Below are 22,807 nucleotides of genomic sequence, written 5' to 3'. Positions count from 1 at the left end.
GTCAGCGTCCGAGGGCGTCCTCGGGGATCACCTCCGCGAGGGCTTCCGCCTGCGCTGGCGGGTCGGGGAACCGGATCATCACGCTCTCTGCGCTGCCGGTGAAGGCGGTGTTGACCACTTCGGCCCCACAGTCGAAGGTCGCGGACGATACGGGTGTGTCGTCAACGACGAGTTCGTAGCTGATGCGGGGTGCCCCCACGCAGGCCGCGCGCACGACGTAACTGCCGTCGGTGGCCGGACCGACATGGGTCCCCACCTCACCGTCCCCAGCTTCCGCATAGGCGACCGCCTCGGCGCTCGGGGACTCGGGCACCTCGAAGGAGGAGCCGGTGGCGGACACGGTCGGCGAACCCACCGGGGTCGGGGCTCCCGTCGGGCTCGGTGGGTCTGTCGCCCGGGGCGCGGCGGTGCACGCTGTCAGCCCGACGAGCACGAGCGCCGACAGCGCCAGCGGAATGCGTCGTCCCATCAGAAGACCTCCTGGTTCGGTACTCGGGAGGCTACTTCGACCAGAGCGTCTGCGCGGGCGATAGCCCGGTTTCGACGCGAGGTCCACTCGGGGTAGTACTTGTTCGCGCGCTGTCTCGGAGGTGGAAGTGGTGGGGCGTGCGGGGCTCGAACCCGCGACGGGCGGATTATGAGTCCGCTGCTCTAACCGGCTGAGCTAACGCCCCTCGTGCGGCCCCAACCCTAGCGGGCCAGCGCGGAATCGTCAGAGCTTGGGGTTGGGAGACGGGTCGCCGGGGCCGGACTGGGACCCGCTCGGGATGTTCATCGACGGTGAGTGCGAGTACGGGTTGTTCTCGTCGCCTGGCGACGGGCTGCCGCTGGGGGAGCCGCCCGACTCGGACGGCGATCCGGAGGCCGAGCCTGACGGGGAACCGGATCCCTCGGACGGCGAGCCGCTCGGGGACCCGGAGCCGCCGGACCCCTCGGCCGACGACGGGATCGGCTGGGGAGCGTTGACGAGCGGCTGGTTCTGGAACACGAGGATCGCGAGCAGCAGCGCCAGCGCCGCGATCAGCGCCATCAGCAGGAACGAGACCAGGATGGTGATCCAGCCGGCGCGGTCCTTGCGGCCCGGCCAGGAGAGCGGCCACACGCGGGTCGTGCCCGTGGCGGTGTCGTCGATCCAGTGCAGCTTGTAGTCCGGCCCCGACGGCTCGCTGAGCGGAGGCGACATCATCAGGTCGATGGCGCGCAGCACCCGCATGGCCTCGCGGGCGGCATCGGCTGACCCGTCGAAGGCGAGGGCGGCCCACGGGGCAAGTGGGGTGTGACCGACCAGCGTCGGGTCGTCGTCCTCGGGCCGGAACCGGACCTTGAGGAGACCCTCGTCCTGGTCCTGGCCGCCGCGGGCCACGACGGTGTCGATGTGCATGGCGTTGATCTCGCCGGAGAACCGCGACCTCGCCGCCGCGTCCCGCGCCGCACCGGCCGAGAGCAGGATCAGCATGACGGCGTCGCCGCCGCTCTCGTGGGCCACATAGGTGGTGCCGGCGGGGGTCGCGTTGAGGCGGGCGTCGAGCCAGAAATCGCCGACCTTCACCGGATCGGTGTCCAGCAACGGAGCATGCGTCGCCAGCGGGACGGAACCGGTGCCGTCGTCGGGGACTGACTCGTTGCTCATCGCCACTATCGAACCACACCGGGCCAAGTTGGCGCCCACCAGCGCGGCCGCCCTGGACGCGATGTCGCCGCGACGGTGTGCTGGCGTGGGGGCGCTATCGTTGTGGCGGACCCGACGACACATCCCAAGGAGTGACCGCGTGAGCACACCGCAGGCGCCAGATTCCCAGCTGCCCACCAGCGTCGCGGATGCAGCAACGCTCCTGGGCAAGGCCATCTCCCAGGTGCAGTGCGTCATCGTCGGCCAGGAGCACATGGTGCAGCAGTTGATGGTCGCGCTGCTGGCCAAGGGCCACTGCCTGCTCGAGGGCGTCCCCGGCGTCGCCAAGACGCTGGCCGTCCGCTCGTTCGCGACCGTGGTCGGCGGCGACTTCGCCCGCGTGCAGTTCACGCCCGACCTGGTGCCCTCCGACATCGTCGGCACCCGCATCTACTCCGCGAAGGCCGAGAGCTTCGAGATCGAACTGGGACCCGTCTTCGTGAACTTCGTGCTGGCGGACGAGATCAACCGCGCGCCCGCCAAGGTGCAGTCCGCCATGCTCGAGCTGATGGCCGAGAAGCAGGTCTCCATCGCGGGCAAGACGTACCCGGCGCCCAAGCCGTTCATCGTCATCGCCACGCAGAACCCCGTCGAGTCCGAGGGCGTCTACCCGCTGCCCGAGGCGCAGCGGGACCGCTTCCTGCTCAAGGTCGACGTGCCCTACCCGCGCGGCAACGAGGAGCTCGAGATCCTGCGCCGCATGAGCGTCTCCCCGCCCGAGGCCGACGTCGTGCTCAACCCCGCCGTGGTGCGCCACCTGCAGGACATGGCGAGCAACGTCTTCGTGCACAACCTGGTCGCCGAGTACATCGTGCGGCTGGTACTCGCGACCCGCACGCCGGCCGACTTCAACATGCCCGACCTCACCAGCGTCATCCAGATCGGCTGCTCGCCGCGCGCCACGCTCGGCCTGGTGGCCGCGTCCCGCGCGCTGGCGCTGATCAACGGCCGCGACTACGTGCTCCCGACCGACGTGCAGGCCGTGGCCCGCGACGTGATGGCGCACCGCATCGTGCTCGGCTTCGACGCGGTGGCCGACAACGTCTCCGTCACCGACGTCGTGGACAGGATCCTGGCGATGGTGCCCGCCCCGACGCCGGTGTGGAACGACCAGCAGCGCCAGGCCAGCCACCAGCAGCACGCCCACCAGCCCGGCCACAACTGAGACCCGTGGCCCGACCCGGATTCAGCCTCGACGGCCCCCCCGAGGGGCCGAGGCTCGCCGTGCCCGACCCGCAGGGCGCCGAGTTCTCGGTGCTGCGGGTCCCGACCGGGCCGACGGTGCCGCTGAACAAGCTGGCCCCCGAGGCCGCGCTGCGCCGTCTCGAGCTCACCATCGTCCGCCGCCTCGAGGGTTTCCTGCACGGCGATCACCTCGGCCTGCTCCCCGGGCCCGGGTCCGACACCAACGACGCCCGCGTCTACCAGCCCGGCCAGGACGACGTCCGCAAGATGGACTGGGCCGTCACGGCCCGCACGACCGTCCCGCACGTCCGCGACACCATGGCGGACCGCGAGCTGGAGGTCTGGGCGCTGCTCGACGTGACCCCGTCGATGAACTGGGGCACCGAGGGCATCACCAAGCGCGACCTCGGCATCGCGGCCATCGCCACCATCGGCTTCCTCAGCCAGAAGATGGGCGACCGGTTCGGCGGCATGATGATGCGCCCCGATCAGGTCAAGAGGCTGCCGGCCCGCTCCGGGCGCACCGCCCTGTACGGGCTGCTGCGCAAGATGTTGACCGAGCCGATCGTCGCCGACCACGCCCCCGGCGACCTCGAACTGGCGGACGGCATCGAACAACTCAACCGCTCGCAGCGTCGCCGCGGCATGCGGGTCGTCGTCTCCGACTTCCTGACCCCGGGCGACGCCGAGCTCGACCCCGAGGTCCCGCCGCCGTGGGAGCGGGCGATCCGCCGCCTGTCGGTGCGCAACCAGGTGCTGTGCATCGAGGTCGTCGACCGTCACGAGCTGGAGTTCCCCGACGTCGGCGAGATGCTCATCCGCGACCCGGAGACGTCGTTCGCGCGCTACGTCAACACCTCCGACGACGCCGCCCGTCGACGGATGGACGCCGCCTCCAAGGCACAGCGCGACCGCGTCCGGCTCGCGCTGCGCCGCGCCGGCGCCGGGCACATCCAGCTGCGCACCGACCGCGACTGGGTGGCCGACATCGCCCGCTTCGTGCTGAACTACCGCCGCGTCGCCGGCATGCTGCACCAGCCGCCGCAGGGGGTGAGCCGCTAGATGCTCGACTGGATCCCCGACTTCCAGAACCCGGACCGGCTGTGGACCCTGGTGCTGCTTCCCGTCCTGATCATCGCGTACCTGATCCTGCTGCGGCTCAAGGGCCGCGTCGCGCTGCGCTACACCAACACCGGCGTGCTCGGCCGCATCGTCGGCTCGCAGCGTCGCTGGACCCGGCACCTGTTCGTGGCGATGTCGCTCGCCTCGCTGATCGCGCTGGGGCTGGCCTACGCCAATCCCCTTGGCGTCGAGAAGCAGCCCCGGGAGCGGGCGACGGTGGTGCTCGTCGTCGACACGTCCCTGTCGATGTCAGCGACCGACGTCAGCCCCAACCGGCTGGCCGCCGCGCAGACCGCAGCCGTCGCGTTCATGAACGACCTCCCGAGCAGCTTCAACGTCGCCGTCGTCGGCCTCGATGGCGACCCGTCCATCGCGATCCCGCCGACCACCGACCGGGGAGCCACCCAGCGCGCGATCGAGGCGCTCCAGCTGAGCGACGGGACGGCGATCGGCGACTCCATCACGCAGGCGCTGAAGGCGGTCGACCAGGCCCCCGTCGGCGACGATGAGGAGGAGGCGCCTGCGATGATCGTGATGCTCTCCGACGGCACCAACACCGAGGGGGCGTCGGCGACGGAGGCCACCGCTCAGGCCCGCGACCGGGACATCCCGATCTTCACCATCGCGTACGGCACGGAGAACGGGTACGTCGACGTCGACGGGCAGCGCGAGAACGTCGCACCGGACCCGGAGACGCTGAAGCAGATCGCCACCGCCACGGGCGGGAAGTCCGTCGCCGCAGACGACCTGACGTCGCTCAAGGACGCCTACCGGCAGATCGGGTCGGTCGTCGGCTACGAGGAAGTGTCCAAGCCCATCACCGCGACATACGCCTCCATCGCGCTCGGCTTCGCCGTCGTCGCGGCGCTCGGCGCGGTGTTCATGGCCGCGAGGTGGCCACGATGACCCCGCTCGCCATGGAGTTCCTCGCCGCGCCCCGCCTGTGGGCCCTGGTGGTGATCCCTGTGATCGCCGTGCTGTACGTCGTGCTGTCCGGTCGCACCGTGAAGCGGCCCATGAGCTCGCGGCTGCGGATCGTCGTCCCGAAGGACGCCGCCTGGAAGCGCCACGGGGCGGTGCTGCTCGCGCTGCTCAGCCTCGCGTCGCTCATCGTCGCCTGGGCCATGCCGACCGACCTGGTCGACAAGCCTCGCGACCGGGCGACGGTGGTCGTCGCGATCGACGTCTCGTGGTCCATGGAGGCCGAGGACGTGTCGCCGAACCGCATGCAGGCTGCCCAGACGGCGGCGAAGGAGTTCGTAGAGTCGCTGCCGGAGCGCTTCAACGTGGCGCTGGTCTCGTTCGCCGGCACCGCGTCCATCGCCGTGCCGCCGACCGTCGACCGCGACGTGATCGACCGCGCGATCGACGCGCTGGAGATGGGCCCGTCCACCGCGGTGGGCGAGGGGATCTACACGAGCCTCGAGGCGCTCACCCAGGTGCCGGAGGACCCCGACGACCCGGAGGCGGTCGCCCCTGCCGCGATCGTGCTGCTGTCCGACGGCGCCACCAACATCGGCCGCTCGTCCGCCGGCGCCGCCGAGGTGGCGAAGGAGCAGGGCGTCCCCGTCTACACCATCGCCTTCGGCACGGACAACGGCTACGTCGTGCAGGACGGTCAGCGCCAGCGCGTCGCCGTCGACCACTATGAGCTGAGCGAGATCGCCCGCATCTCCGGCGGCAAGAAGTACGCGGCCGAGTCGGCGGGGCAGCTGAACGAGGTCTACGAGGCCATCCGCCAGTCCGTGGGCACGGAGCAGGTCGCCGCGGAGGTCACCGACCGCTACGCGGGCCTGGCGATCATCTTCGCGGTCCTCGCCGCCCTGGGCGTCATCTCGCTCGGTGCCCGCTGGCCCTGATCGGGTTCCCTGAGCTTGTCTCCTCGGTTCCCTGAGCTTCGTCGTTGGGCCCTGAGCGGAGCGAAGGGTTCTCCCCTCGCTGCGCTCGAGGCGTTTCAACGAGCTCAACGACCCGGCGGAAACGCCTACAGGTTCTCGATCGGCAGCACGGGCACGTCGGGGCTCTGGGGGAGGCCGAAGACCTGCTCCAGGAACGACACCTGCGCCTCGAGCGCGAGCCGCCGGGTCGCCATCGCGCGGAAGCCGTGGCCCTCGCCCTCCAGCAGGAGCAGCGCGACGGGCAGGTGCGCGGCGCGCACGGCGTCGGCCATCGCGACGGCCTGGCTCGGCGGGACCACCTTGTCGATGGTGCCCTGCAGGATCAGCATCGGCGTGCGCAGCCGGTCGAGGTGGTTGATGGGGGAGCGGTCCTCGTAGACTGCCCGACCCGCGGGCCACGGCGCGATCAGCGAGTGCGGGTAGCGCGACTCGGCCTTGTGCGTGTCCGTGACCAGCGTCGTGAGGTCGCCGATCCCGTAGCGGCTGACGCCGGCCGTGAAGACGTCGGTCGAGGTGAGGGCCCGCAGCGTCGTGTAGCCGCCGGCCGACCCGCCGGTGATGGCGACCCTGGCCGGGTCCGCCAGGCCACGGGAGACCACCTCGGCGACCGCGGCGGTCGCGTCGGTCACGTCGTAGATGCCCCAGTTCCCCTTGAGGCGGTCGCGGTAGGCGCGGCCGAAGCCCGTGGAGCCGGAGTAGTTCACGTCCAGCACCCCGAAGCCGCGCGAGACCCAGAACTGGACGGTGGCGTCGAAGCTCGCGGTGGCCATCGAGGTGGGGCCGCCGTGCGTCATGACGATCAGGGGAGCCGGCGCGGCGCCGGCGGGCGAGTAGAGCCAGGAGTGGACCGGGCCGGCTTCGCCGTCGCACCACAGGGCAGTGGGGACCGTGACGTCGGCCTCCGGGTCGGTCGGCCCGGCGAGTTGGCTGACCGTGCCGTCGGCGGAAACGCGGTGCAGCGTCGCGGCGCGGTCGGCCCACTCGGCCACGACGAGGAGGTCCTCGCCGCTGACGGCCAGCGACTCGACGTAGGTGGTGCCGGGCAGCGGGTTCGCGACCTCTCCGGTGGCGGGGGTCCAGATCCCGACGGTCCCGAAACCGTCGTCGATGACCAGCGACGCGACGCGGCCGCCGGGCAGGATGGCGGCCGCGGGCGGGTTCAGCACCCATGTCGGGGCGGCGCAGTCCAGGTCGGTGCGCCAGCGGTTCCCGCCGTCGATGCGCCAGTTCCAGAAGCCGCTGTCGTCGGCGACGAAGGCGAGGTCGCCCGGTGCGACCCACAGCGGGTCCTTCGCCGAGACGTCGTCGCGGGAGTAGACCGGGGCGGCGTCGGACGGGTCAGCGAGCGTCGCGGACCACACCGAGCTGGTGTCCCAGCTCATGTTCGGGTGGTCCCACTGCATCCAGGCGACCCGCCCGTCCAGCACGGTCACGGCTGCGTAGAAGTCCGCACCGGTGGCGATGACCCGACCGCCCGACGGGTTGTCGCCGTCGAGATCCAGGGCCACGATCTCGGTCCGGGCCTCCGGCTGCGCATGGTGGTCCTCTCGGACGGCGAGCACGAGTCCCTCCGACGGCACGAGTTCCAGCCCGCCGTAGACGAAGCGTCGCTGGTCGATCGTGATGGGGCGGGTGCCGAAGGTGTCGCGGACCATGACCCTGCCCGTCGTGACGTCGCAGAAGGCGAGCAGGTCCGCGGCCACCGCGTAGGCGCCGCCGCCGTACTCCATCGCGTGGGAGCGCACATTCGCGTCGGGGGTCAGGTCCTCAACGGCCCCGTCCCGCAGGCGGCGGACGGTCACCCGACCGTCCTGGGCGGCGAGGGAGGCCAGCCAGAACACCGCGTCGTCGGTCGCGCGGACCTGCGAGATCGCGTCGGGGTAGTTCAGGACGGAGTCGAGCGAACGTGCTGCCATGCGTCAATTCCTACTTGCCCCCGCGTGGGCTTTCAAGGCCGGCGTTGCGCGTGGCCCCCGGTCACGGCAGAATTGGCCCCGCACCTGGACGGGCCCCGATCGCAGGGGAAGGCAATTAGGGCCCGACCAGGAGGTACCCACCATGACTGCTCGAACTCCTTCGACCAGCCAGCCCCAGGCGCGCGGGATGATCTACATCCACTCCGCGTCGGCAGCGCTGTGCCCTCACATCGAGTGGGCGATCGGCGCGGTGGCGGGAGCACGCCTGCAGTTCGACTGGACGAATCAGCCCGCCGAGCGGGGAGCGCAGCGCGCGGAGGCCGCCTGGACCGGCGACATCGGCAGCGGCGCGGCGTTCGCGTCGGCACTCGCGCGGCTGGGGCAGGCGAGGTTCGAGATCACGGAGGAGCCGACGCGGTCCTCCGACGGTCAGCGCTTCTGCTTCACCCCGACGCTGGGGTCGTTCACGGCGATCGTCGGCATCCACGGCGACATCCACGTCCCGGAGGACAGGCTGAAGCACGCCGTCGCCAACGACGCGCTGGGCGGCGAGCCGATCCACAAGGCGCTCGAGAAGCTGCTGGGCGTGCCGTGGGACGAGGAACTCGACGTGTTCCGTTACGCCACGGAGGACGCCCCGATCCGCTGGTTGCACCAGGTCGTCTGACCCCGTCGCCCGAGGCCGCGATGAGCACATCCTCCTTCCCGTCGAGCTGAAACGGCCATGTGACCGTTCATCCTCGCGACGAGAAGTGTGTCGTGCTCATCGCACCCCCGTGAGCCGTCAGTCGGTGACGTTCTCGTTGCTCACGACGATGGCGACGTTGTGGCCGCCGAAGCCGAAGCTGTTGTTGATCGCGACGAGGTCGCCGGTCGCGGGCAGGGCCCGGTTGGACGTGGCGACGTCGATCGGCAGGTCGGGCTCGATGTTGTCGACGTTGATCGTGCCGGGCACGACGCGGTTCTTCAGCGCCAGCACCGTCGCGACGGTCTCCAGCGCCCCGGCGCCGCCGAGCAGGTGACCCGTCATGGACTTGGTCGAGTTGACGACGACGTGCTCGGCGTCGGGGCCCAGCGCCTTGCGGATCGAGTGGGCCTCGGTGACGTCGCCCTGGGGAGTCGACGTGCCGTGCGCGTTGATGTGCACGACGTCGGCGGGCGAGATGCCCGCGTCGGCGACGGCGCGGCGCATCGCCAGCGCCTGGCCGTAGCCGTCGGGGTCGGGCTGCACGATGTCGTGGCCGTCGGCGGAGATGCCCGAGCCGCGGACCGTGCCGTAGATCTTCGCGCCGCGCGCCTTCGCAGCGTCGAGCCGCTCAAGCACGAGCAGGGCGGCACCCTCGCCGAGCACGAATCCGTCGCGATCGACGTCCCACGGGCGCGACGCCCGCTCCGGCTCGTCGTTGCGGCGTGACAGGGCCTGCATCTGGCCGAAGGCGCCGATCGGCAGCGGATGGATGACGGCCTCGCCGCCGCCTACCAGGACGGTGTCGGCGCGGCCGAGGCGCAGCATGTCGAGGCCGAGCGAGATCGCCTCGTTCGACGATGCGCAGGCGGAGACAGGGGTGTGGATCCCGGCGCGGGCGCCCAGCCGCAGGCCGAGGTTCGCGGCGGGGGCGTTGGCCATCAGCATGGGGATGGTGAAGGGGGAGACGCGGCGGAGCCCCTTCTCCTTCATGACGTCCCACTGGCCGAGCAGGGTGTGGAGGCCGCCGATGCCGGTGGCGGCGACGACGCCGATGCGGTCGCGGTCGAGCTGGTTGTCCTCGCCGAGCCCGAGGCCGGCGTCGGCCCAGGCGGCGAGTCCTGCGACGAGCATCAGCTGCGACGAGCGGTCGAGCTTGCGCGCCTCGACGCGATCGATCACCTCGAGCGGGTCGACGGCGGCCCTGGCGGCGATGCGGGTGGGCAGGGCCTCTGCCCACTCCTCGGTGAGGGAGACGACGCCGGAGCGGCCGGCGAGCAGGGCGTCCCAGGTGCTGCTGACGTCGCCGCCCAGCGGGGTGGTGGCGCCGATGCCGGTGATGACGATCGCGTCGGACATGTCTCTCCTGAACTCATAGCGGCGGGCCGATGGGCCCGGTGTGGGGGAGCGGCGCGGGGCGCCGGTCGGTGGGCGGCGCCTGGCCGCCCACCGCTGAGGCGTCAGTTGGAGGCGCGCTCGATGTAGGCGACGGCGTCGCCGACGGTCTTGAGGTTCTTGGAGTCCTCGTCGGGGATCGAGACGCCGAACTTGTCCTCGCAGGCGTAGATGATCTCGACCATCGAGAGGGAGTCGACGCCGAGGTCGTCGATGAAGGACTTGTCGAGCTGGACGTCGTCCGCGGCGACGCCGGCGATGTCGTTGACGATTTCGGCGAGGTCGGTGCGGATCTCTTCGGTGCTTGCCATGGTGGTTCCTTTACTTGTTGGGTCTGTCAGGGTGGACGGTGGTTCAGGGGAGCAGCAGGGTCTGGCCCGCGAAGACCAGCCCGGCGCCGAAGCCGATGATGAGTGCGGAGTCGCCGCTCTTCGCCTTGCCGGAGGTCAGCAGTTCCTCCATGGCGAGCGGGATCGAGGCGGCCGACGAGTTGCCCATCGAGATGATGTCGCGGCCGACGACGACGTCCTCGGGCAGCTTGAGGTGGCGCAGCATCGAGTCGGTGATGCGGTTGTTCGCCTGGTGCGGGATGAAGCAGTCCAGCTCATCCGGGGTGAGGCCGGAGGCCTCGAGCGCCTCGACGGCCTTGCCGACGATCGCGGTGGTCGCCCACTTGAAGACCTCGCGGCCCTCCATGTGGATCTTGGGGCCCTCGTCGCCGGCGGTGCGCCAGTCGTCGATCTCGATGACCTGGTAGGCCTCGGGCTTCGATCCCCACACGGTGGGGCCGATGGCCGGGGTCTCGGAGGGGCCGACGACGACAGCGCCCGCGCCGTCGGAGAACAGGAACGCGGTGGAGCGGTCGTTGAAGTCCGTGTAGCGCGACAGGGTCTCCGCGCCGAGCACGAGCACGTGCGTCGCGGAGCCGGAGCGGACCATCGACTCCGCCAGCGAGACGCCGTAGCAGAAGCCCGCGCAGGCTGCGGAGATGTCGAACGCGGCGGGGGCGTCCATGCCGAGCTTGGCGGCCATGATCGTCGCGAGCGACGGGGTCTGCTGGAAGTGGGACACGGTCGAGACGATGATCGCGTCGATGTCGGTCGCCTGCAGTCCGGCTCGCTCGATGGCCTTCGACGCGGCCTCCAGCGCCAGGGTCTCGACGTCCTCGCCCTCGGCGACCCAACGGCGCTCGGTGATGCCGGTGCGCTGCGTGATCCACTCGTCGGTGGAGTCGATCATGGTGCACATCTCGGCGTTGGTGACCACGCGGCTGCCGCGCGCGGCACCCACGGACATCAGACGCGCGTACTGTGCGCCGGTAGAGCTCTTGAGGGGCACGATGTCACTCGCTTTCGGTGGTGGCGTGGGCGGCGACGAAGGCACGGGCCTCGTCGAGCTGGTCCGGGGTGTCGAGCTGGAAGGTCTCGACGCCCTTCAGGTTCCTGGTGGCGATCTTCGCCAGGGTGCCGGCGGGCGCGAGCTCCAGCAGGCCGGTGACGCCCAGGTCGACGAGCGTGGCCATGCAGAGGTCCCAGCGGACCGGGTTCGCGACCTGGTTCACCATCCGCTCGAGCGCGTCCGCGCCGGAGGTGACGACGGCGCCGTCGCGGTTCGACAGCAGCGGCACGACCGGGTCGTGCGTGGCGACCCCCGCGGCCACCGTGCGTAGGTGCGCGACCGCGGGCTCCATGTGCACGGTGTGGAAGGCGCCGGCGACGCTCAGCGGCACGAGCCGGGCACGGCGGGGCGGGTTCTCGGCGAAGGCGGCGAGCTGCTCGACCGTGCCGGCGGCGACGATCTGGCCCGTGCCGTTGTTGTTGGCGGCGGTCAGGCCGGCGGCCTCGATCGCGGCGAGCACCTCGTCGGCGTTGCCGGACAGTACGGCGGTCATGGAGGTCGGCCTGGCCGCGGAGGCCTCTGCCATCGCGCGGCCACGCTCGCGGACCAGCACCAGCGCGTCGTCGTCGGAGATGGCGCCGGCCAGCGCCATCGCGCCGAGCTCGCCGACCGAGTGGCCGGCGAAGGCACCGACAGCCGAGGTGTCGGAGCCCAGCAGCGCGCGGCCGGTGAGCAGCGCGGCGGCGACCAGCAGCGGCTGGGCGACGGCCGTGTCGCGGATGGTGTCGGCGTCGGCCTGCGTCCCGTAGTGCGCGAGGTCCAGCTCACTGACCTCGCTCAGGGCGGCCAGCTGCGCGGCGAGGGAGGCGTCCTCGAGCCACGGGGCGAGGAAACCGGGAGTCTGGGCGCCCTGACCTGGCGCAACGATGGCTAGCACATGCCCTACCTTGCCCCCTCGCGCCGGCCGAGGTCGGCTGCGAAACGTTGAAAATGCCGGGCGCGCGTTTGTGGGATCCCCACAAGGGGGTGGCGATGCGAGCTCCGGGTGGGGGTGGTGGGCTTGTGGGGAGCGCTGAAACCGCCCTGTTCAGTCCTGCAGACGCCCCAGCGTGATCGCCATCCGCAGGACGAACGCCTCCCGCGCGTCGGCTGGGTTGTAGCCGGTCAGGTCCTGGATGCGCTTGAGGCGGTAGCGCACGGTGTTGGGGTGCACGAACAGGGCGCGCGCGGTGGCCTCCATCGACGATCCGCAGTCGAGGAAGCCGACGCAGGTCTCGAGCAGCTCCTTGCTGGCGGCCAGCGACGGGTAGACGTCGCCGGCCAGGATGCGGCGGGCATGTCCGTCTCCGGCGAGCGCACGCTCCGGCAGCAGGTCGCTGGCGAGCAGTGTGCGGGGCCCCTCGGGCCAGGCCTTCGCCGCCCGGTAGCCGGACGCGGCGGAGCGGGCGGAACGGTGGGCGCCCGCGAGCCCGTCGACGGTGGGGCCGACGACGATCGGGCCGGGCGCGAAGAACTCGGCGAGCTGCCCGACCCGCTCGCAGGTCTCGACGGCGTCGCCGACGCCGGGTCCGCCGAGGATGCAGACCAGCCGGTCACCCTGCGGCGCCGCCAGCACCTCCATGCCCAGCCGCGACGCGCCGCGACGCAGGCCGTCGAGCTGCCTGGTGTCGGGGGCGCCGCCGATCGCGACGACGACCCTCGGGTCGGCCGGCCAGCCCAGTGTCGAAGCCCGCGAGAGCACCGACTCGTCCGTCTCGGCCCGCACGACGGCGTCGACGATCGTCGCCTCGATACGGGAGTCCCATGCGCCGCGGGCCTCGGCCGCCTTGGCGTAGATCGCGGCGGCGGCGAACGCCACCTCGCGCGAGTAGTGCACGATGCCCAACTGCAGCGGCTGCCGGTCGCTGCGGGGGAGCAGATGGGCGATCTGCTCCTCGACGACGTCCGTGGTGGTGCGGACCAGGTCGACGGTCTGCGCGAGCGTGATGCGCCTGGCCATGGCGCGCGGCGCCGCGTCGAAGATGGACTCGGGGTCGAACTCCTCGCCGGCGAACCAGGTCACGAAGCCGTCGATTCCGGTTCGGGCCAGCACCCCGATCCAGGAGCGTGACTCGGGGTCGAGTTCGGAGAACCAGACGTGGCGCTCCGTCATGGCCGTCAGGGTCGCGGTGTTCATCTGGGCGGTGGCGGCCGTGAGTCTGCGGAGCATCGCCGAACGGGTGCGCGCGGAGGCGACCAGGGCTGGTGCGGTGCCGGGGCGGGGGTCCATCCCTGCACCCTAGTCCCCGCTCAGCACGCGTCGTGCGGCGACGATCCACTATCGTGCGGCACGTGGCGCGCAACGTATTCGTGATCGGTATGGGCCCCGGCGGGTTCGGGCACCTCACGTTGGATGCCGTCGAGGCCATGAACAGTGTCGACGTGTTCCTGGTCGCGGACTCTGCCACCGACCAGGCCGACCTGGTGTGGCTCCGTTCGGAGTTGCTGCGTCGGCATGTGCGACGTCAGCACCGCGTGATCACGGTGCTGGACCGGCCGGACGGCGGCGCCGTCGACGACCTGGATCAGGCGACGCTCGAGACCTATTCCGCCATCATCTCCGGGCTCGACGACGACGCCTGCGTCGGGTTCCTCAGCTGGGGCGACCCGGCTCTGTACGACTCGATCCTGCGCATCGTCGACGCGTTGAGCTCGCGGCTGCCGCTGCGCGTTACCGTGATCCCCGGGGTGAGCGCGCCGCAGGTGCTGGCCGCAGCGCATCGCATCCCGCTCAACCGGACCGACGGCAGCGTCTCCTTTGTCAGCGGCCCGCGACTGCTGAAGGACTTCGATCCGGCACTCGGGGACGTCGTCGTCCTCAATGACACCGAGCTGGCCTGCCGCGGGCTCGTGGCGGAGTTCCCAGAGATCGAGGTGTTCTGGGGCGCCTACCTGGGCACCCCCGACCAGGTGCTGGCCAACGGGCCGCTCGGTCAGGTGATCGACGACCTGCTGAGGCTACGGGAGCAGCTTGTCGCGCACCACGGGTGGATTCAGGACACCTATCTGCTGAGGGTCCAGTCCTGACCTGTCCACCGCTTCGAGACGGGGCGTCGCGGGTCCTGGCGGGGTCGACATGTCGGCGACGCGTTCCATAGCACGGTAGGGTGTCGGGAGCGGCAGCACCCCACGGTAAGGCTGCCGATCGTATGCGTGGAGAGGAACCAGAAGTGGCTCAGAACGAGGTCGGCCCGATTCTCAACGGCCTGCCAACCAATCTGCCCGACATCGACCCCGCAGAGACCGCCGAATGGCTGGAGTCCCTGGACGGCGTCATCGAGGCAGGGGGCAGGAACAGGGCCCGCTACGTGATGCTGAAGCTGCTGGAGCGGGCGCGCGAGCGTCAGATCGGCGTGCCTTCGCTCACCGGCACCGACTACGTCAACACCATCCCCGCCAGCAAGGAGCCGGCGTTCCCCGGCGACGAGACGCTCGAGCGCGGCATCCGTCGGCTGCTCCGCTGGAACGCGGCCATCATGGTGCACCGCGCGCAGCGCCCCGGCGTCGGTGTCGGGGGCCACATCGCCTCGTACGCCTCCTCGGCGACGCTATACGAGGTGGGCTTCAACCACTTCTTCCGCGGCAAGGACCACCCGGGCGGCGGCGACCAGCTGTTCTTCCAGGGCCACGCGTCCCCCGGCATGTACGCCCGCGCCTTCCTCGAGGGCCGCCTGAGCGAGGACGACCTCGACGGCTTCCGCCAGGAGCACTCGCACTACGCCTCGGACGGGAAGCTGCACGCGCTGCCCAGCTACCCGCACCCGCACCAGATGCCGAACTTCTGGGAGTTCCCGACGGTGTCGATGGGCATCGGCCCGATCAACGCGATCTATCAGGCGCAGTTCAACCGATACCTGCACAACCGCGGCATCAAGGACACCTCCCAGCAGCGCGTCTGGGCGTTCCTCGGCGACGGCGAGATGGACGAGGTCGAGTCGCGCGGCGCGCTGCAGCTGGCCGCCAACGAGGAGCTCGACAACCTGACCTTCGTCGTCAACTGCAACCTGCAGCGCCTCGACGGCCCGGTCCGCGGCAACGGCAAGATCATCCAGGAGCTGGAGGCGTTCTTCCGCGGCGCCGGCTGGAACGTCATCAAGGTCGTCTGGGGCCGCGGCTGGGATCCGCTGCTGGAGAACGACTCCGACGGCGCGTTGGTCAACCTGATGAACTCCACGACCGACGGCGACTTCCAGACCTATAAGGCCAACGACGGCGAGTTCGTCCGCAAGCACTTCTTCGACCGCGATCCCCGCACCTCCGCGATGGTGAAGGACTGGAGCGACGACGACATCTGGCGCCTGACGCGCGGCGGCCACGACTACAACAAGGTCTTCGCCGCGTACAAGGCCGCCACCGAGTTCACTGGCGCCCCGACCGTGATCCTGGCGCACACCATCAAGGGCTACTTCCTCGGCAAGCACTTCGCCGGCCGCAACGCCACGCACCAGATGAAGAAGCTGGCCCTCGACGACCTCAAGGGCTTCCGCGACCGCGTCAACGTGCCCGTCACCGACGAGCAGCTCGAGGCCGACCCGTACCGCCCGCCGTACATCCACCCCGGCCAGGACGATCCCCGCATCCAGTACCTGCAGGAGCGCCGTCGCGAGCTCGGCGGCTACCTGCCGGAGCGTCGCGGCGACCGGAAGTTCATCTCGCTGCCCGGCGAGAAGGCCTACGCGTCGTCGAAGAAGGGATCCGGCAATCAGCAGGTCGCCACGACCATGGCCTTCGTCCGCCTCCTCAAGGACCTGATGCGCGACAAGGAGTTCGCTCCCCGCGTCGTCCCGATCATCCCCGACGAGGCGCGCACGTTCGGCATGGACGCGTTCTTCCCGACCATCAAGATCTACAACCCGCACGGCCAGAACTACACGCCGGTCGACAACGAGCTGTTCCTCAGCTACCGGGAGTCGAAGTCGGGCCAGATCCTGCACACCGGCATCAACGAGGCCGGCTCGACCGCCGCGTTCACCGCCGCGGCCACGTCGTACGCCACGCACGGCGAGCCGATGGTGCCGATCTACATCTTCTACTCGATGTTCGGCTTCCAGCGCACCGCCGACGCCATCTGGGCCGCCGCCGACCAGCTGTCGCGCGGCTTCCTGATCGGCGCCACCGCCGGCCGCACGACCCTGACCGGCGAGGGCACGCAGCACATGGACGGCCACTCGCCCATGATCGCCTCGACCAACACGGCCGTGGCCAGCTACGACCCGGCCTACGGGTACGAGATCGCGCACATCGTCGCCGACGGCCTGCGCCGCATGTACGGCGAGAAGCCCGAGAGCGTCATGTACTACCTGACGGTCTACAACGAGCCGATCGTCCAGCCGGCCGAGCCCGAGGGCGTCGAGGTCGAGGGCATCCTCAAGGGCATGTACCTGCTGAGGCCCGGCTCCTTCGAGGGCGTCGACGCCAACGCGCGTCGCGCGCAGATCCTCGCCTCCGGCGTCGGCGTCCCGTGGGCGCTCGAGGCCCAGGAACTCCTGAAGAACGACTTCGGGGTGGTCGCCGACGTGTGGAGCGTCACCTCCTGGGGTGAGCTGCGCCGCGAGGGCCTGAGCCACGACAAGGCCAGGTTCCGCGACCCGTTCGGCCAGATCGAGCCCACCTGGGTCGAGAAGAAGCTCACCGACGCGCCCGGCCCCGTCGTTGCGGTGTCCGACTTCATGCGCGCGGTCCCCGACCAGATCCGCGAGTGGGTCCCCGGCGACTACACGACGCTGGGCGCCGACGGATTCGGCTTCTCCGACACCAGGGCGGCCGCCCGTCGCTACTTCAACATCGACGGACCGTCGATCGCGGTCGCGGTGCTGCAGCGCCTCGCCGCCGCGGGCGAGGTCCCGCAGGAGTGGGCGACGCAGGCCGCCGCGAAGTACGAACTGGACGATGTGACCAAGGGGTCGTCCGGCAACGCCGGCGGCGACGCCTGACCTCCAGCCCGGATACCCGACGGGGCCGGTCCCGGAAGGGGCCGGCCCCGTCGGCCGTCCACTGGTCACTAGCGGGGGTCCCCGGTGAAAAGATGCGCACTATCTGGCAATCTTGAGTCCGTGGACAAGGCAGAAAGCAACGACCGCACGTCGACCGATGCCCTCGCGGGCGCTGACCTCCTGGGGCTCGCACTCGGTCAGGTCGTCCAGGAGCTCGGGTGGGACGAGGACGTCGACGACGCGCTCCGCGACGACATCATGGACATCATCGACGCCGAGATGATCGAGGAGCCCCTCGAGGCCGTCGACGTCGTGGTGCTCTGGTGGCGCGACGAGGACGGCGACGTGGCCGACGGCCTCGTGGACGCCATGACGGACCTCTCCGGCAAGGGCTGGATCTGGCTGCTCACCCCGAAGGTCGGCCGTCCCGGCTTCATCGATCCCGCCTCCATCGCCGAGGGGGTGACCGTCGCCGGACTCTCGCTGACCAGCACCGCGAACTGCGCCGACGACTGGCAGGCGACCCGCGTCGTTCGCCCCAAGGGCGCGCGTCGGTGACGGCCCGCATCGGGGTCATGACCTCGGGCGGCGACGCCCAGGGGATGAACGCGGCGGTCCGCGCCATCGTGCGCGCGGGCATCCACAAGGGAGCCGAGGTCTTCGCGATCCGCGAAGGCTGGCAGGGGGCCATCGAGGGCGGGGACCACATCGTCCACCTCGGCTGGAGCGACGTCTCCGGCATCCTGAACAAGGGCGGCACCGTCATCGGGACGGCCCGCTCGACCGAGTTCCGCACACCCGAGGGGCAGCTGAAGGCGGTCGAGAACCTCATCGCCCGCGGCATCGACCGCCTCATCGTCATCGGCGGCGACGGGTCGCTGACGGGCAGCCGGGCGCTGCTGCTCAGGTGGCCCGACTATGTCGCCCAGCTGCTCGAGCAGGGCCGGATCTCCCGGGAACAGGCCGAGCGTCACCCTCGACTGTTCATCGCCGGCCTGGTCGGATCGATCGACAACGACATGGTCGGGACCGACATGACGATCGGCACCGACTCCGCGATGCACCGGATCACCGAGGCCATCGACGCGATCAGCTCCACCGCGGAGTCGCACCGTCGCACGTTCATCGTCGAGGTCATGGGCCGCCGCTGCGGCTACCTCGCGCTGATGACCGCCATCGCCGGCGGAGCCGACTACACGTTCCTTCCGGAGTCCCCGCCTCGCGAGGGCTGGGAGGACCGCATGGTCGAGGTGTTGGGCCGCGGCCGCGCGGCGGGTCGCCGCGACTCGATCATCGTCGTCGCCGAGGGGGCCGCGGACCGCGAAGGCGAGCCCATCACCTCGCAGCGGATCCAGCAGGTCATGAAGGACCGCACGGGCGAGGAGGCCCGGATCACGATCCTCGGGCACGTCCAGCGCGGTGGCACACCATCGGCCTACGACAGGTGGATGGCGACCGCGTGCGGCGTCGAGGCCGTCGATCAGGTGCTGAGCGCCAAGGCCGACGCCGAGCCGGTGCTCGTCGGCGTGCGGCGCGACCAGGTCTGCGCCCAGCCGCTGCTGAAGGCCGTCGAGGACACCACGAAGGTCGCCGACTTCATCGCCTCGGGGGACTACGAGGATGCGGTCAAGGCCCGCGGAGCGGGATTCACCCGGATGATCGACATCTACCGGATCCTGATAGAGACGACGCCCACGGTCGCCACGTCCGAGCATGCCAAGCGGATCGCGATCATGCACGCCGGCGCACTGGCGCCCGGCATGAACCAGCTGGCCCGCGTGGCGGTCCGGGCGGGACTCGACCGCGGGTACCACATGATGGCCGTGCAGGGTGGCGTGCCGGGACTCGTGGCGGGCGAGATGCGCGAGGTGCTGTGGTCCGATGTCGAGGGCATGGCCAACACCGGCGGAGCAACGTTCGGCACCCGCCGCTACGTGCCGACCGAGGGCGACCTCTACCAGATGGCCCGCTCTCTCGAGGAGAACGAGATCGACGCGCTGCTGGTGATGGGCGGCCACCACGCCTACGCCACCGTCGACATCATGGAACGCGAGCGTCGGCGCTACCCGGCGTTCAACATCCCGATCGCGCTGCTGCCCGCGAGCATCGACAACAACCTGCCGGCCTGGCCGATGGCCGTCGGCTCGGACACGGCGCTGAACACGGTCGTCGATGTCATCGACATGGTCCGCATGTCCGCCTCGGCGTCCAAGCGGGCCTTCGTCGTCGAGACCATGGGCCGCGGCTGCGGCTTCCTGCCGCTGGTCGGCGGGCTGGCGGCCGGCGCGGAGAAGGCGTACACCCCGGAGGGTGGCATCACGCTGGAGGAACTGACGCAGGACGTCGCGGCCCTGGTCGACTCGTTCGCGAGCGGTCGCTCCTTCTACCTCACGGTGATGGGAGAGGAGACCAGCGAGTTCTACACGAGCGACGTGGTGGCCAAGCTCTTCGAGGCCGAGGGCAGGGGCACGTACTCGGTGCGCCAGGCGGTCATCGGCCACATGCAGCAGGGTGGCACGCCCAGCCCGTTCGACCGCATCAACGCGACGCGGCTCGCCTTCATGGCCATCGCCAACCTCGATTCCCAGCTCTCCGAGGGCAGGAAGGACTATGTCGCTGCGGCGAGCGATGAGCCGGAACTGATGGCTCCGCTCCGCCGGGTGCTCGCGGGGATGGACTGGGACGTCCAGCGCCCCCGCGAACAGTGGTGGACGGCACTGCGTCCGGTGTTCGACCAGCTCAGTCGCCGCCCCGGCCAGGAGTAGCGGCGCGGCTCAGTTGCAGCGGGTCAGGTCGACGTCGAAGCTCGCCGCGGCCGAACAGGTCAGCGCCTCCAGTTGTGCCGCGGCCTGCGTGTCGTCCGCGGCGGTGTCCGGGACGCTGGCGCGCAGCACCAGCGTGTGAGCGTCCGCGTCCCTGCGGAGCATCGTGAACGTGACCGTGACGGGCTGTTCGTCGGAGGTCCGCTCGCCTCGGAACCCGCAGCTGTAGCCCTCGCCACCCGGCGCGACGGGGACGGTGAACGCCGTCGTCTGAGCCGGATCCGTGTAGTTCGACTCCAGTTCGGTGACCAGCAGGCTGCATGCCGTCGACAGGTCCCCGTCAACCGATGTGAGGGTCACGGCCTGCACACGCACGCCGGTCTCGCCCTGTTCCAGCCGCACGAGCCGGCGGTCGTCCTGTACCTGCTCGTCGGCGTACACGTCCCAGCCCTCGGGGACCTGCAGCGTCGCGTCGTCCAGCGGGAGAGGGCTCGTCATGGCAGAGGGGCTCGGTGCCGGCGAGGCCGGTGTGGTGGGCGAGGCAGAGCGCGAAGCAGTGGCCGCAGGGCCGGAGGAGCCGGGTAACCAGAACGCGGCGACCAGCGCCGCGGCAAGCAGCGCACCCAGGGCGGCGAGCGGGACCCAGAACCGCCGCGGGGCCGGGTCCGGCGCGATGCCTCGCCGTGCCCCGCCGCGAGCGGACGGCTCTGAGGAGGCGGCGGGGCTGGCGGCGCCGCGGCGGGCCACCGTGGCGGGGGGCGCGTCCGCATCGGGTTCCTGGTCGTCGGCGGGAAGGCCGCGCCTGCCGAGCGTCTCGCCCATGGCCGCCTCCTTCAGCTCAGGTGTTCCAGCTTGCCACACGGGCGCCGGGCCGGGCGTGTCGGCACGGCCTGGGCGCCCCGACCCGTAGGCTCATCGCATGAAGGTCTCCTCGCCCACACCGTCGTCGGTCGCAGGCGGCCGGATTCTGGTGACGCTCGCCGCCGTGGTGTGGCTGCTCGGCACCGCCGTCGGAACCGGGATCCTCGGAGAGGGCGGTGTCGAGTCTCAGGCGGGAGGTCTGCTGTCGGACCACGCCACGCTCATTGCTCCCCACGGGCCGGCATTCTCGGTGTGGCTCGTCATCTACGTCGGCATGGCCGGCTATGTCGTGTGGCAGTGGCTGCCGCGTGCCACGACGTCGGTCTGGGCGTCGGCGACGCGCGTGCCGGCTGCCATCTCCCTGGCGCTGAACGGCATCTGGCTGCAGGCGGCTTTCGCGGGCCTGCTGGGGGTGTCGGTGCTCGTGATGGCCGGAATCCTCGTGTCGCTGTGCTGGATCGTGGCCATCGGCAAGCAGCTGCCGAAGGAGGGCCGCCAGGAGTTGGTGTGGGTGCAGGTGACCTGCGGGCTGTACCTCGGCTGGATCTGCGTGGCGACCGTGGCGAATGTCGCTGCCTGGCTGGTGGACCTCGGTGTCCCACCGACGGGGGAGAACGCCGTCGGGCTGACGGTGGTGATGCTGCTGGTGGTCGTGGTGCTGGCGGCCGTCGTGTTGCGGTCGACCACCATGGTGGGCTTCCAGATCGGCTTCACGTGCACCGTCGCCTGGGGCCTCGCCTGGGTGGGTGTGGCACGGCTCACGGGGCAGCTCATCAGCACGCCCGTCGGTTGGGCGGCGGTGACCGCCGCGGGCCTCGTGCTCGTCGTCGGCACCATTCGCGTCGTCCAGCGCCTGGGGTCGGCCAAGGCACGCCCCGCCCAGCGGAGCGTGCCTCAGGGCTGAGGAGCCTCGGGCGCGTCGGGCACCCGAGGCCCGGTGCTCGTGCGCACCACGAGTGAGGTGGGGATCACCGCCGTGAACCGGTCCAGCCCCGGCGATGCGATGCGCTGGGCTGCCCGCGCAGCGGCCGCCCGGGCCAACGCCACGGGATCCTGCCGGATGCTGGTCAACTGCCGGTAGGAGAGGCTGGCCGTCTCGGAGTCGTCGATGCCCACGATGGAGACGTCGACGGGGACCCGCACACCTGCCCGGGTCAGGACGTCCTGCATCCCGGCGGCTGCCGCATCGTTGAAGCACACGACCGCCGTCGGCAGCCCCTCGCGGGCCAGCAGCGTGCGCGCGGCCTCGGCCCCTCCCTCGATCCTCGAGCCGCCCGCGACGACGTCTGGTGCCAGGCCGAGGTCATCCATGGCGCCGAGGTAGCCCGACAGCCGCTCGGGATTGCCTCCGGACTCGGCCGACTGCGCGAAGGCGATCCGGGTGTGCCCCAGCGATGCGAGGTGCGCAACGGCCGCGCCGAGACCGCCGGCGTCGTCGGAGACCACAGTGTCGACGCCGACCGCCTCGACGGTGCGGGCCACCACCACGACGGGGATCCTGCGCGCCGTGGCCTCGAGGACGTCCCGGTCGAGACGGGAGCCGAGCGTGATGACCGCGCCGCAGCGCTGGCCGACGAGCGAGGCAACTGCGCGCTCCTCGTCGTGGCCTGGCGTGACGGCGGACAGGATCACCGGGTGGTCCGCCCTCCGGGCCGATTCGTAGATGGCGTCGATGAGGGCGGCGTGGAACGGCTGATCGGGCTGGAACGCGACGCCGATGGCGGCATTTCCCTGCCGCCTCAGGGCCTGAGCCCTGGCATCCGGCACGTACCCGAGCCGTGCCGCGACCTCCTTGACGTGGGCGCGGGTGCGCTCGCTCGCGCCGGGGGCCCCGCGCATGATGATCGACACCAGGGCGCGCGAGACGCCCGCCTCCCGCGCCACGTCGAGCATGGTGGGGTTTCGTCCGGCGTCGGTCTCGGGATCCATGGAGCCACCCTACCGACTCCTGTTGACACGATCTAGTAGATCGTTCTAGAGTCAAGCCGTCGACCACTGCAAGGG

The 22,807-nt window shown here is 70.8% G+C and carries 20 protein-coding genes and 1 tRNA gene; 10 read left to right on the top strand and 11 right to left on the bottom strand.

All coding sequences use genetic code 11. The features are described 5' to 3' along the window. Position 1 precedes the first annotated feature (1 nt). The 3 genes from KDB89_RS08205 to KDB89_RS08195 all read right to left on the bottom strand — a co-directional run bounded on the left by KDB89_RS08205 (position 2) and on the right by KDB89_RS08195 (position 1,630). Positions 2-469, bottom strand: coding sequence for a hypothetical protein (locus KDB89_RS08205; protein WP_219080036.1), 468 nt, complete (start codon positions 467-469; stop codon positions 2-4). Positions 470-597: 128 nt separating this feature from the next. Further along, positions 598-674: transfer RNA gene (locus tag KDB89_RS08200), tRNA-Ile, on the bottom strand. A gap of 38 nt (positions 675-712) precedes the next feature. Next, positions 713-1,630 carry a hypothetical protein gene (locus KDB89_RS08195; protein WP_219080034.1) on the bottom strand — a complete coding sequence of 306 codons (918 nt, stop codon included), beginning with the start codon at positions 1,628-1,630 and terminating at the stop codon, positions 713-715. A gap of 61 nt (positions 1,631-1,691) precedes the next feature. On the opposite strand from KDB89_RS08195, the gene KDB89_RS08190 reads away from it, so the two are divergent. The 4 genes from KDB89_RS08190 to KDB89_RS08175 are packed head-to-tail and all read left to right on the top strand — an operon-like array spanning position 1,692 to position 5,835. Further along, positions 1,692-2,834 (top strand): AAA family ATPase, encoded by a 1,143-nt coding sequence (locus tag KDB89_RS08190; protein WP_219084255.1) that lies wholly within the window; start codon positions 1,692-1,694, stop codon positions 2,832-2,834. A gap of 59 nt (positions 2,835-2,893) precedes the next feature. Then, positions 2,894-3,916, top strand: coding sequence for a DUF58 domain-containing protein (locus tag KDB89_RS08185; protein ID WP_219084254.1), 1,023 nt, complete (start codon positions 2,894-2,896; stop codon positions 3,914-3,916). After that, positions 3,917-4,882, top strand: a complete 966-nt coding sequence (locus KDB89_RS08180; RefSeq protein ID WP_219080033.1) for a VWA domain-containing protein — start codon at positions 3,917-3,919, stop codon at positions 4,880-4,882. Beyond that, positions 4,879-5,835 (top strand): VWA domain-containing protein, encoded by a 957-nt coding sequence (locus KDB89_RS08175; protein ID WP_219080031.1) that lies wholly within the window; start codon positions 4,879-4,881, stop codon positions 5,833-5,835. The genes KDB89_RS08180 and KDB89_RS08175 overlap by 4 nt, the downstream gene beginning before the upstream one ends. A gap of 125 nt (positions 5,836-5,960) precedes the next feature. Here KDB89_RS08175 and KDB89_RS08170 read toward each other — a convergent pair whose 3' ends face one another. Then, positions 5,961-7,790 carry an alpha/beta hydrolase family protein gene (locus KDB89_RS08170; protein ID WP_219080029.1) on the bottom strand — a complete coding sequence of 610 codons (1,830 nt, stop codon included), beginning with the start codon at positions 7,788-7,790 and terminating at the stop codon, positions 5,961-5,963. A 142-nt stretch (positions 7,791-7,932) separates the two neighbouring features. Between KDB89_RS08170 and KDB89_RS08165 the strand changes: the two genes are divergently transcribed. Continuing rightward, positions 7,933-8,457 carry a DUF3145 domain-containing protein gene (locus KDB89_RS08165; protein ID WP_219080027.1) on the top strand — a complete coding sequence of 175 codons (525 nt, stop codon included), beginning with the start codon at positions 7,933-7,935 and terminating at the stop codon, positions 8,455-8,457. A 117-nt stretch (positions 8,458-8,574) separates the two neighbouring features. On the opposite strand, the gene KDB89_RS08160 is transcribed toward KDB89_RS08165, so the two are convergent. The 5 genes from KDB89_RS08160 to KDB89_RS08140 all read right to left on the bottom strand — a co-directional run bounded on the left by KDB89_RS08160 (position 8,575) and on the right by KDB89_RS08140 (position 13,477). After that, positions 8,575-9,834 (bottom strand): beta-ketoacyl-[acyl-carrier-protein] synthase family protein, encoded by a 1,260-nt coding sequence (locus KDB89_RS08160; RefSeq protein WP_219080025.1) that lies wholly within the window; start codon positions 9,832-9,834, stop codon positions 8,575-8,577. Between the two features lie 101 nt (positions 9,835-9,935). Continuing rightward, positions 9,936-10,181 carry an acyl carrier protein gene (locus KDB89_RS08155; RefSeq protein WP_219080023.1) on the bottom strand — a complete coding sequence of 82 codons (246 nt, stop codon included), beginning with the start codon at positions 10,179-10,181 and terminating at the stop codon, positions 9,936-9,938. 43 nt (positions 10,182-10,224) lie between these two features. Further along, positions 10,225-11,211, bottom strand: a complete 987-nt coding sequence (locus KDB89_RS08150) for a beta-ketoacyl-ACP synthase III (protein ID WP_439654885.1) — start codon at positions 11,209-11,211, stop codon at positions 10,225-10,227. A 1-nt stretch (position 11,212) separates the two neighbouring features. Then, positions 11,213-12,145: an ACP S-malonyltransferase gene (locus tag KDB89_RS08145; RefSeq protein ID WP_219080019.1), complete on the bottom strand. Its 933-nt coding sequence runs from the start codon at positions 12,143-12,145 to the stop codon at positions 11,213-11,215. Positions 12,146-12,295: 150 nt separating this feature from the next. Then, positions 12,296-13,477, bottom strand: a complete 1,182-nt coding sequence (locus KDB89_RS08140; RefSeq protein ID WP_219080017.1) for a PucR family transcriptional regulator — start codon at positions 13,475-13,477, stop codon at positions 12,296-12,298. A 62-nt stretch (positions 13,478-13,539) separates the two neighbouring features. Here KDB89_RS08140 and cobF point away from each other — a divergent pair, with 62 nt between their 5' ends. The 4 genes from cobF (at position 13,540) to KDB89_RS08120 (ending at position 19,945) form a co-directional block, all read left to right on the top strand. Next, on the top strand, positions 13,540-14,274 hold the full coding sequence (cobF, locus tag KDB89_RS08135; protein ID WP_219080015.1) for a precorrin-6A synthase (deacetylating): 735 nt from the start codon (positions 13,540-13,542) through the stop codon (positions 14,272-14,274). Positions 14,275-14,396: 122 nt separating this feature from the next. Next, positions 14,397-17,180: a pyruvate dehydrogenase (acetyl-transferring), homodimeric type gene (aceE, locus tag KDB89_RS08130; RefSeq protein ID WP_219080013.1), complete on the top strand. Its 2,784-nt coding sequence runs from the start codon at positions 14,397-14,399 to the stop codon at positions 17,178-17,180. A gap of 120 nt (positions 17,181-17,300) precedes the next feature. Next, positions 17,301-17,738, top strand: a complete 438-nt coding sequence (locus KDB89_RS08125; protein WP_219080011.1) for a DUF3052 domain-containing protein — start codon at positions 17,301-17,303, stop codon at positions 17,736-17,738. A 17-nt stretch (positions 17,739-17,755) separates the two neighbouring features. Continuing rightward, positions 17,756-19,945: a 6-phosphofructokinase gene (locus KDB89_RS08120; RefSeq protein ID WP_219084253.1), complete on the top strand. Its 2,190-nt coding sequence runs from the start codon at positions 17,756-17,758 to the stop codon at positions 19,943-19,945. A 9-nt stretch (positions 19,946-19,954) separates the two neighbouring features. Here the strand turns inward: KDB89_RS08120 and KDB89_RS08115 are convergent, their stop codons facing one another. Next, complete coding sequence (locus tag KDB89_RS08115) at positions 19,955-20,764, bottom strand: hypothetical protein (protein WP_219080009.1); 810 nt, start codon at positions 20,762-20,764, stop codon at positions 19,955-19,957. Between the two features lie 97 nt (positions 20,765-20,861). Here KDB89_RS08115 and KDB89_RS08110 point away from each other — a divergent pair, with 97 nt between their 5' ends. Beyond that, positions 20,862-21,707 (top strand): TspO-related membrane protein, encoded by an 846-nt coding sequence (locus KDB89_RS08110; RefSeq protein WP_219080007.1) that lies wholly within the window; start codon positions 20,862-20,864, stop codon positions 21,705-21,707. On the opposite strand, the gene KDB89_RS08105 is transcribed toward KDB89_RS08110, so the two are convergent. Then, positions 21,698-22,732: a LacI family DNA-binding transcriptional regulator gene (locus KDB89_RS08105; RefSeq protein WP_219080005.1), complete on the bottom strand. Its 1,035-nt coding sequence runs from the start codon at positions 22,730-22,732 to the stop codon at positions 21,698-21,700. The two genes, KDB89_RS08110 and KDB89_RS08105, sit on opposite strands and share 10 nt — an antisense overlap. Between the last annotated feature and the right edge of the window lie 75 nt (positions 22,733-22,807).

This window comes from Tessaracoccus palaemonis (assembly GCF_019316905.1).
In the GTDB taxonomy this organism is placed as follows: Bacteria; Actinomycetota; Actinomycetes; order Propionibacteriales; family Propionibacteriaceae; genus Arachnia; species Arachnia palaemonis.
This window is presented reverse-complemented; position numbering and strand designations above follow the sequence as displayed.

Coding starts and splice junctions, on each gene's coding strand:
- KDB89_RS08110 (WP_219080007.1), top strand. CDS start 20,862: ATGAAGGTCTCCTCGCCCACACCGTCGTCGGTCGCAGGCGGCCGGATT.
- KDB89_RS08195 (WP_219080034.1), bottom strand. CDS start 1,630: ATGAGCAACGAGTCAGTCCCCGACGACGGCACCGGTTCCGTCCCGCTG.
- KDB89_RS08115 (WP_219080009.1), bottom strand. CDS start 20,764: ATGGGCGAGACGCTCGGCAGGCGCGGCCTTCCCGCCGACGACCAGGAA.
- aceE (WP_219080013.1), top strand. CDS start 14,397: ATGCGTGGAGAGGAACCAGAAGTGGCTCAGAACGAGGTCGGCCCGATT.
- KDB89_RS08160 (WP_219080025.1), bottom strand. CDS start 9,834: ATGTCCGACGCGATCGTCATCACCGGCATCGGCGCCACCACCCCGCTG.
- KDB89_RS08175 (WP_219080031.1), top strand. CDS start 4,879: ATGACCCCGCTCGCCATGGAGTTCCTCGCCGCGCCCCGCCTGTGGGCC.
- KDB89_RS08105 (WP_219080005.1), bottom strand. CDS start 22,732: ATGGATCCCGAGACCGACGCCGGACGAAACCCCACCATGCTCGACGTG.
- KDB89_RS08155 (WP_219080023.1), bottom strand. CDS start 10,181: ATGGCAAGCACCGAAGAGATCCGCACCGACCTCGCCGAAATCGTCAAC.
- KDB89_RS08180 (WP_219080033.1), top strand. CDS start 3,917: ATGCTCGACTGGATCCCCGACTTCCAGAACCCGGACCGGCTGTGGACC.
- KDB89_RS08140 (WP_219080017.1), bottom strand. CDS start 13,477: ATGGACCCCCGCCCCGGCACCGCACCAGCCCTGGTCGCCTCCGCGCGC.
- KDB89_RS08165 (WP_219080027.1), top strand. CDS start 7,933: ATGACTGCTCGAACTCCTTCGACCAGCCAGCCCCAGGCGCGCGGGATG.
- KDB89_RS08120 (WP_219084253.1), top strand. CDS start 17,756: ATGACCTCGGGCGGCGACGCCCAGGGGATGAACGCGGCGGTCCGCGCC.
- KDB89_RS08205 (WP_219080036.1), bottom strand. CDS start 469: ATGGGACGACGCATTCCGCTGGCGCTGTCGGCGCTCGTGCTCGTCGGG.
- KDB89_RS08190 (WP_219084255.1), top strand. CDS start 1,692: ATGTCGCCGCGACGGTGTGCTGGCGTGGGGGCGCTATCGTTGTGGCGG.
- KDB89_RS08170 (WP_219080029.1), bottom strand. CDS start 7,790: ATGGCAGCACGTTCGCTCGACTCCGTCCTGAACTACCCCGACGCGATC.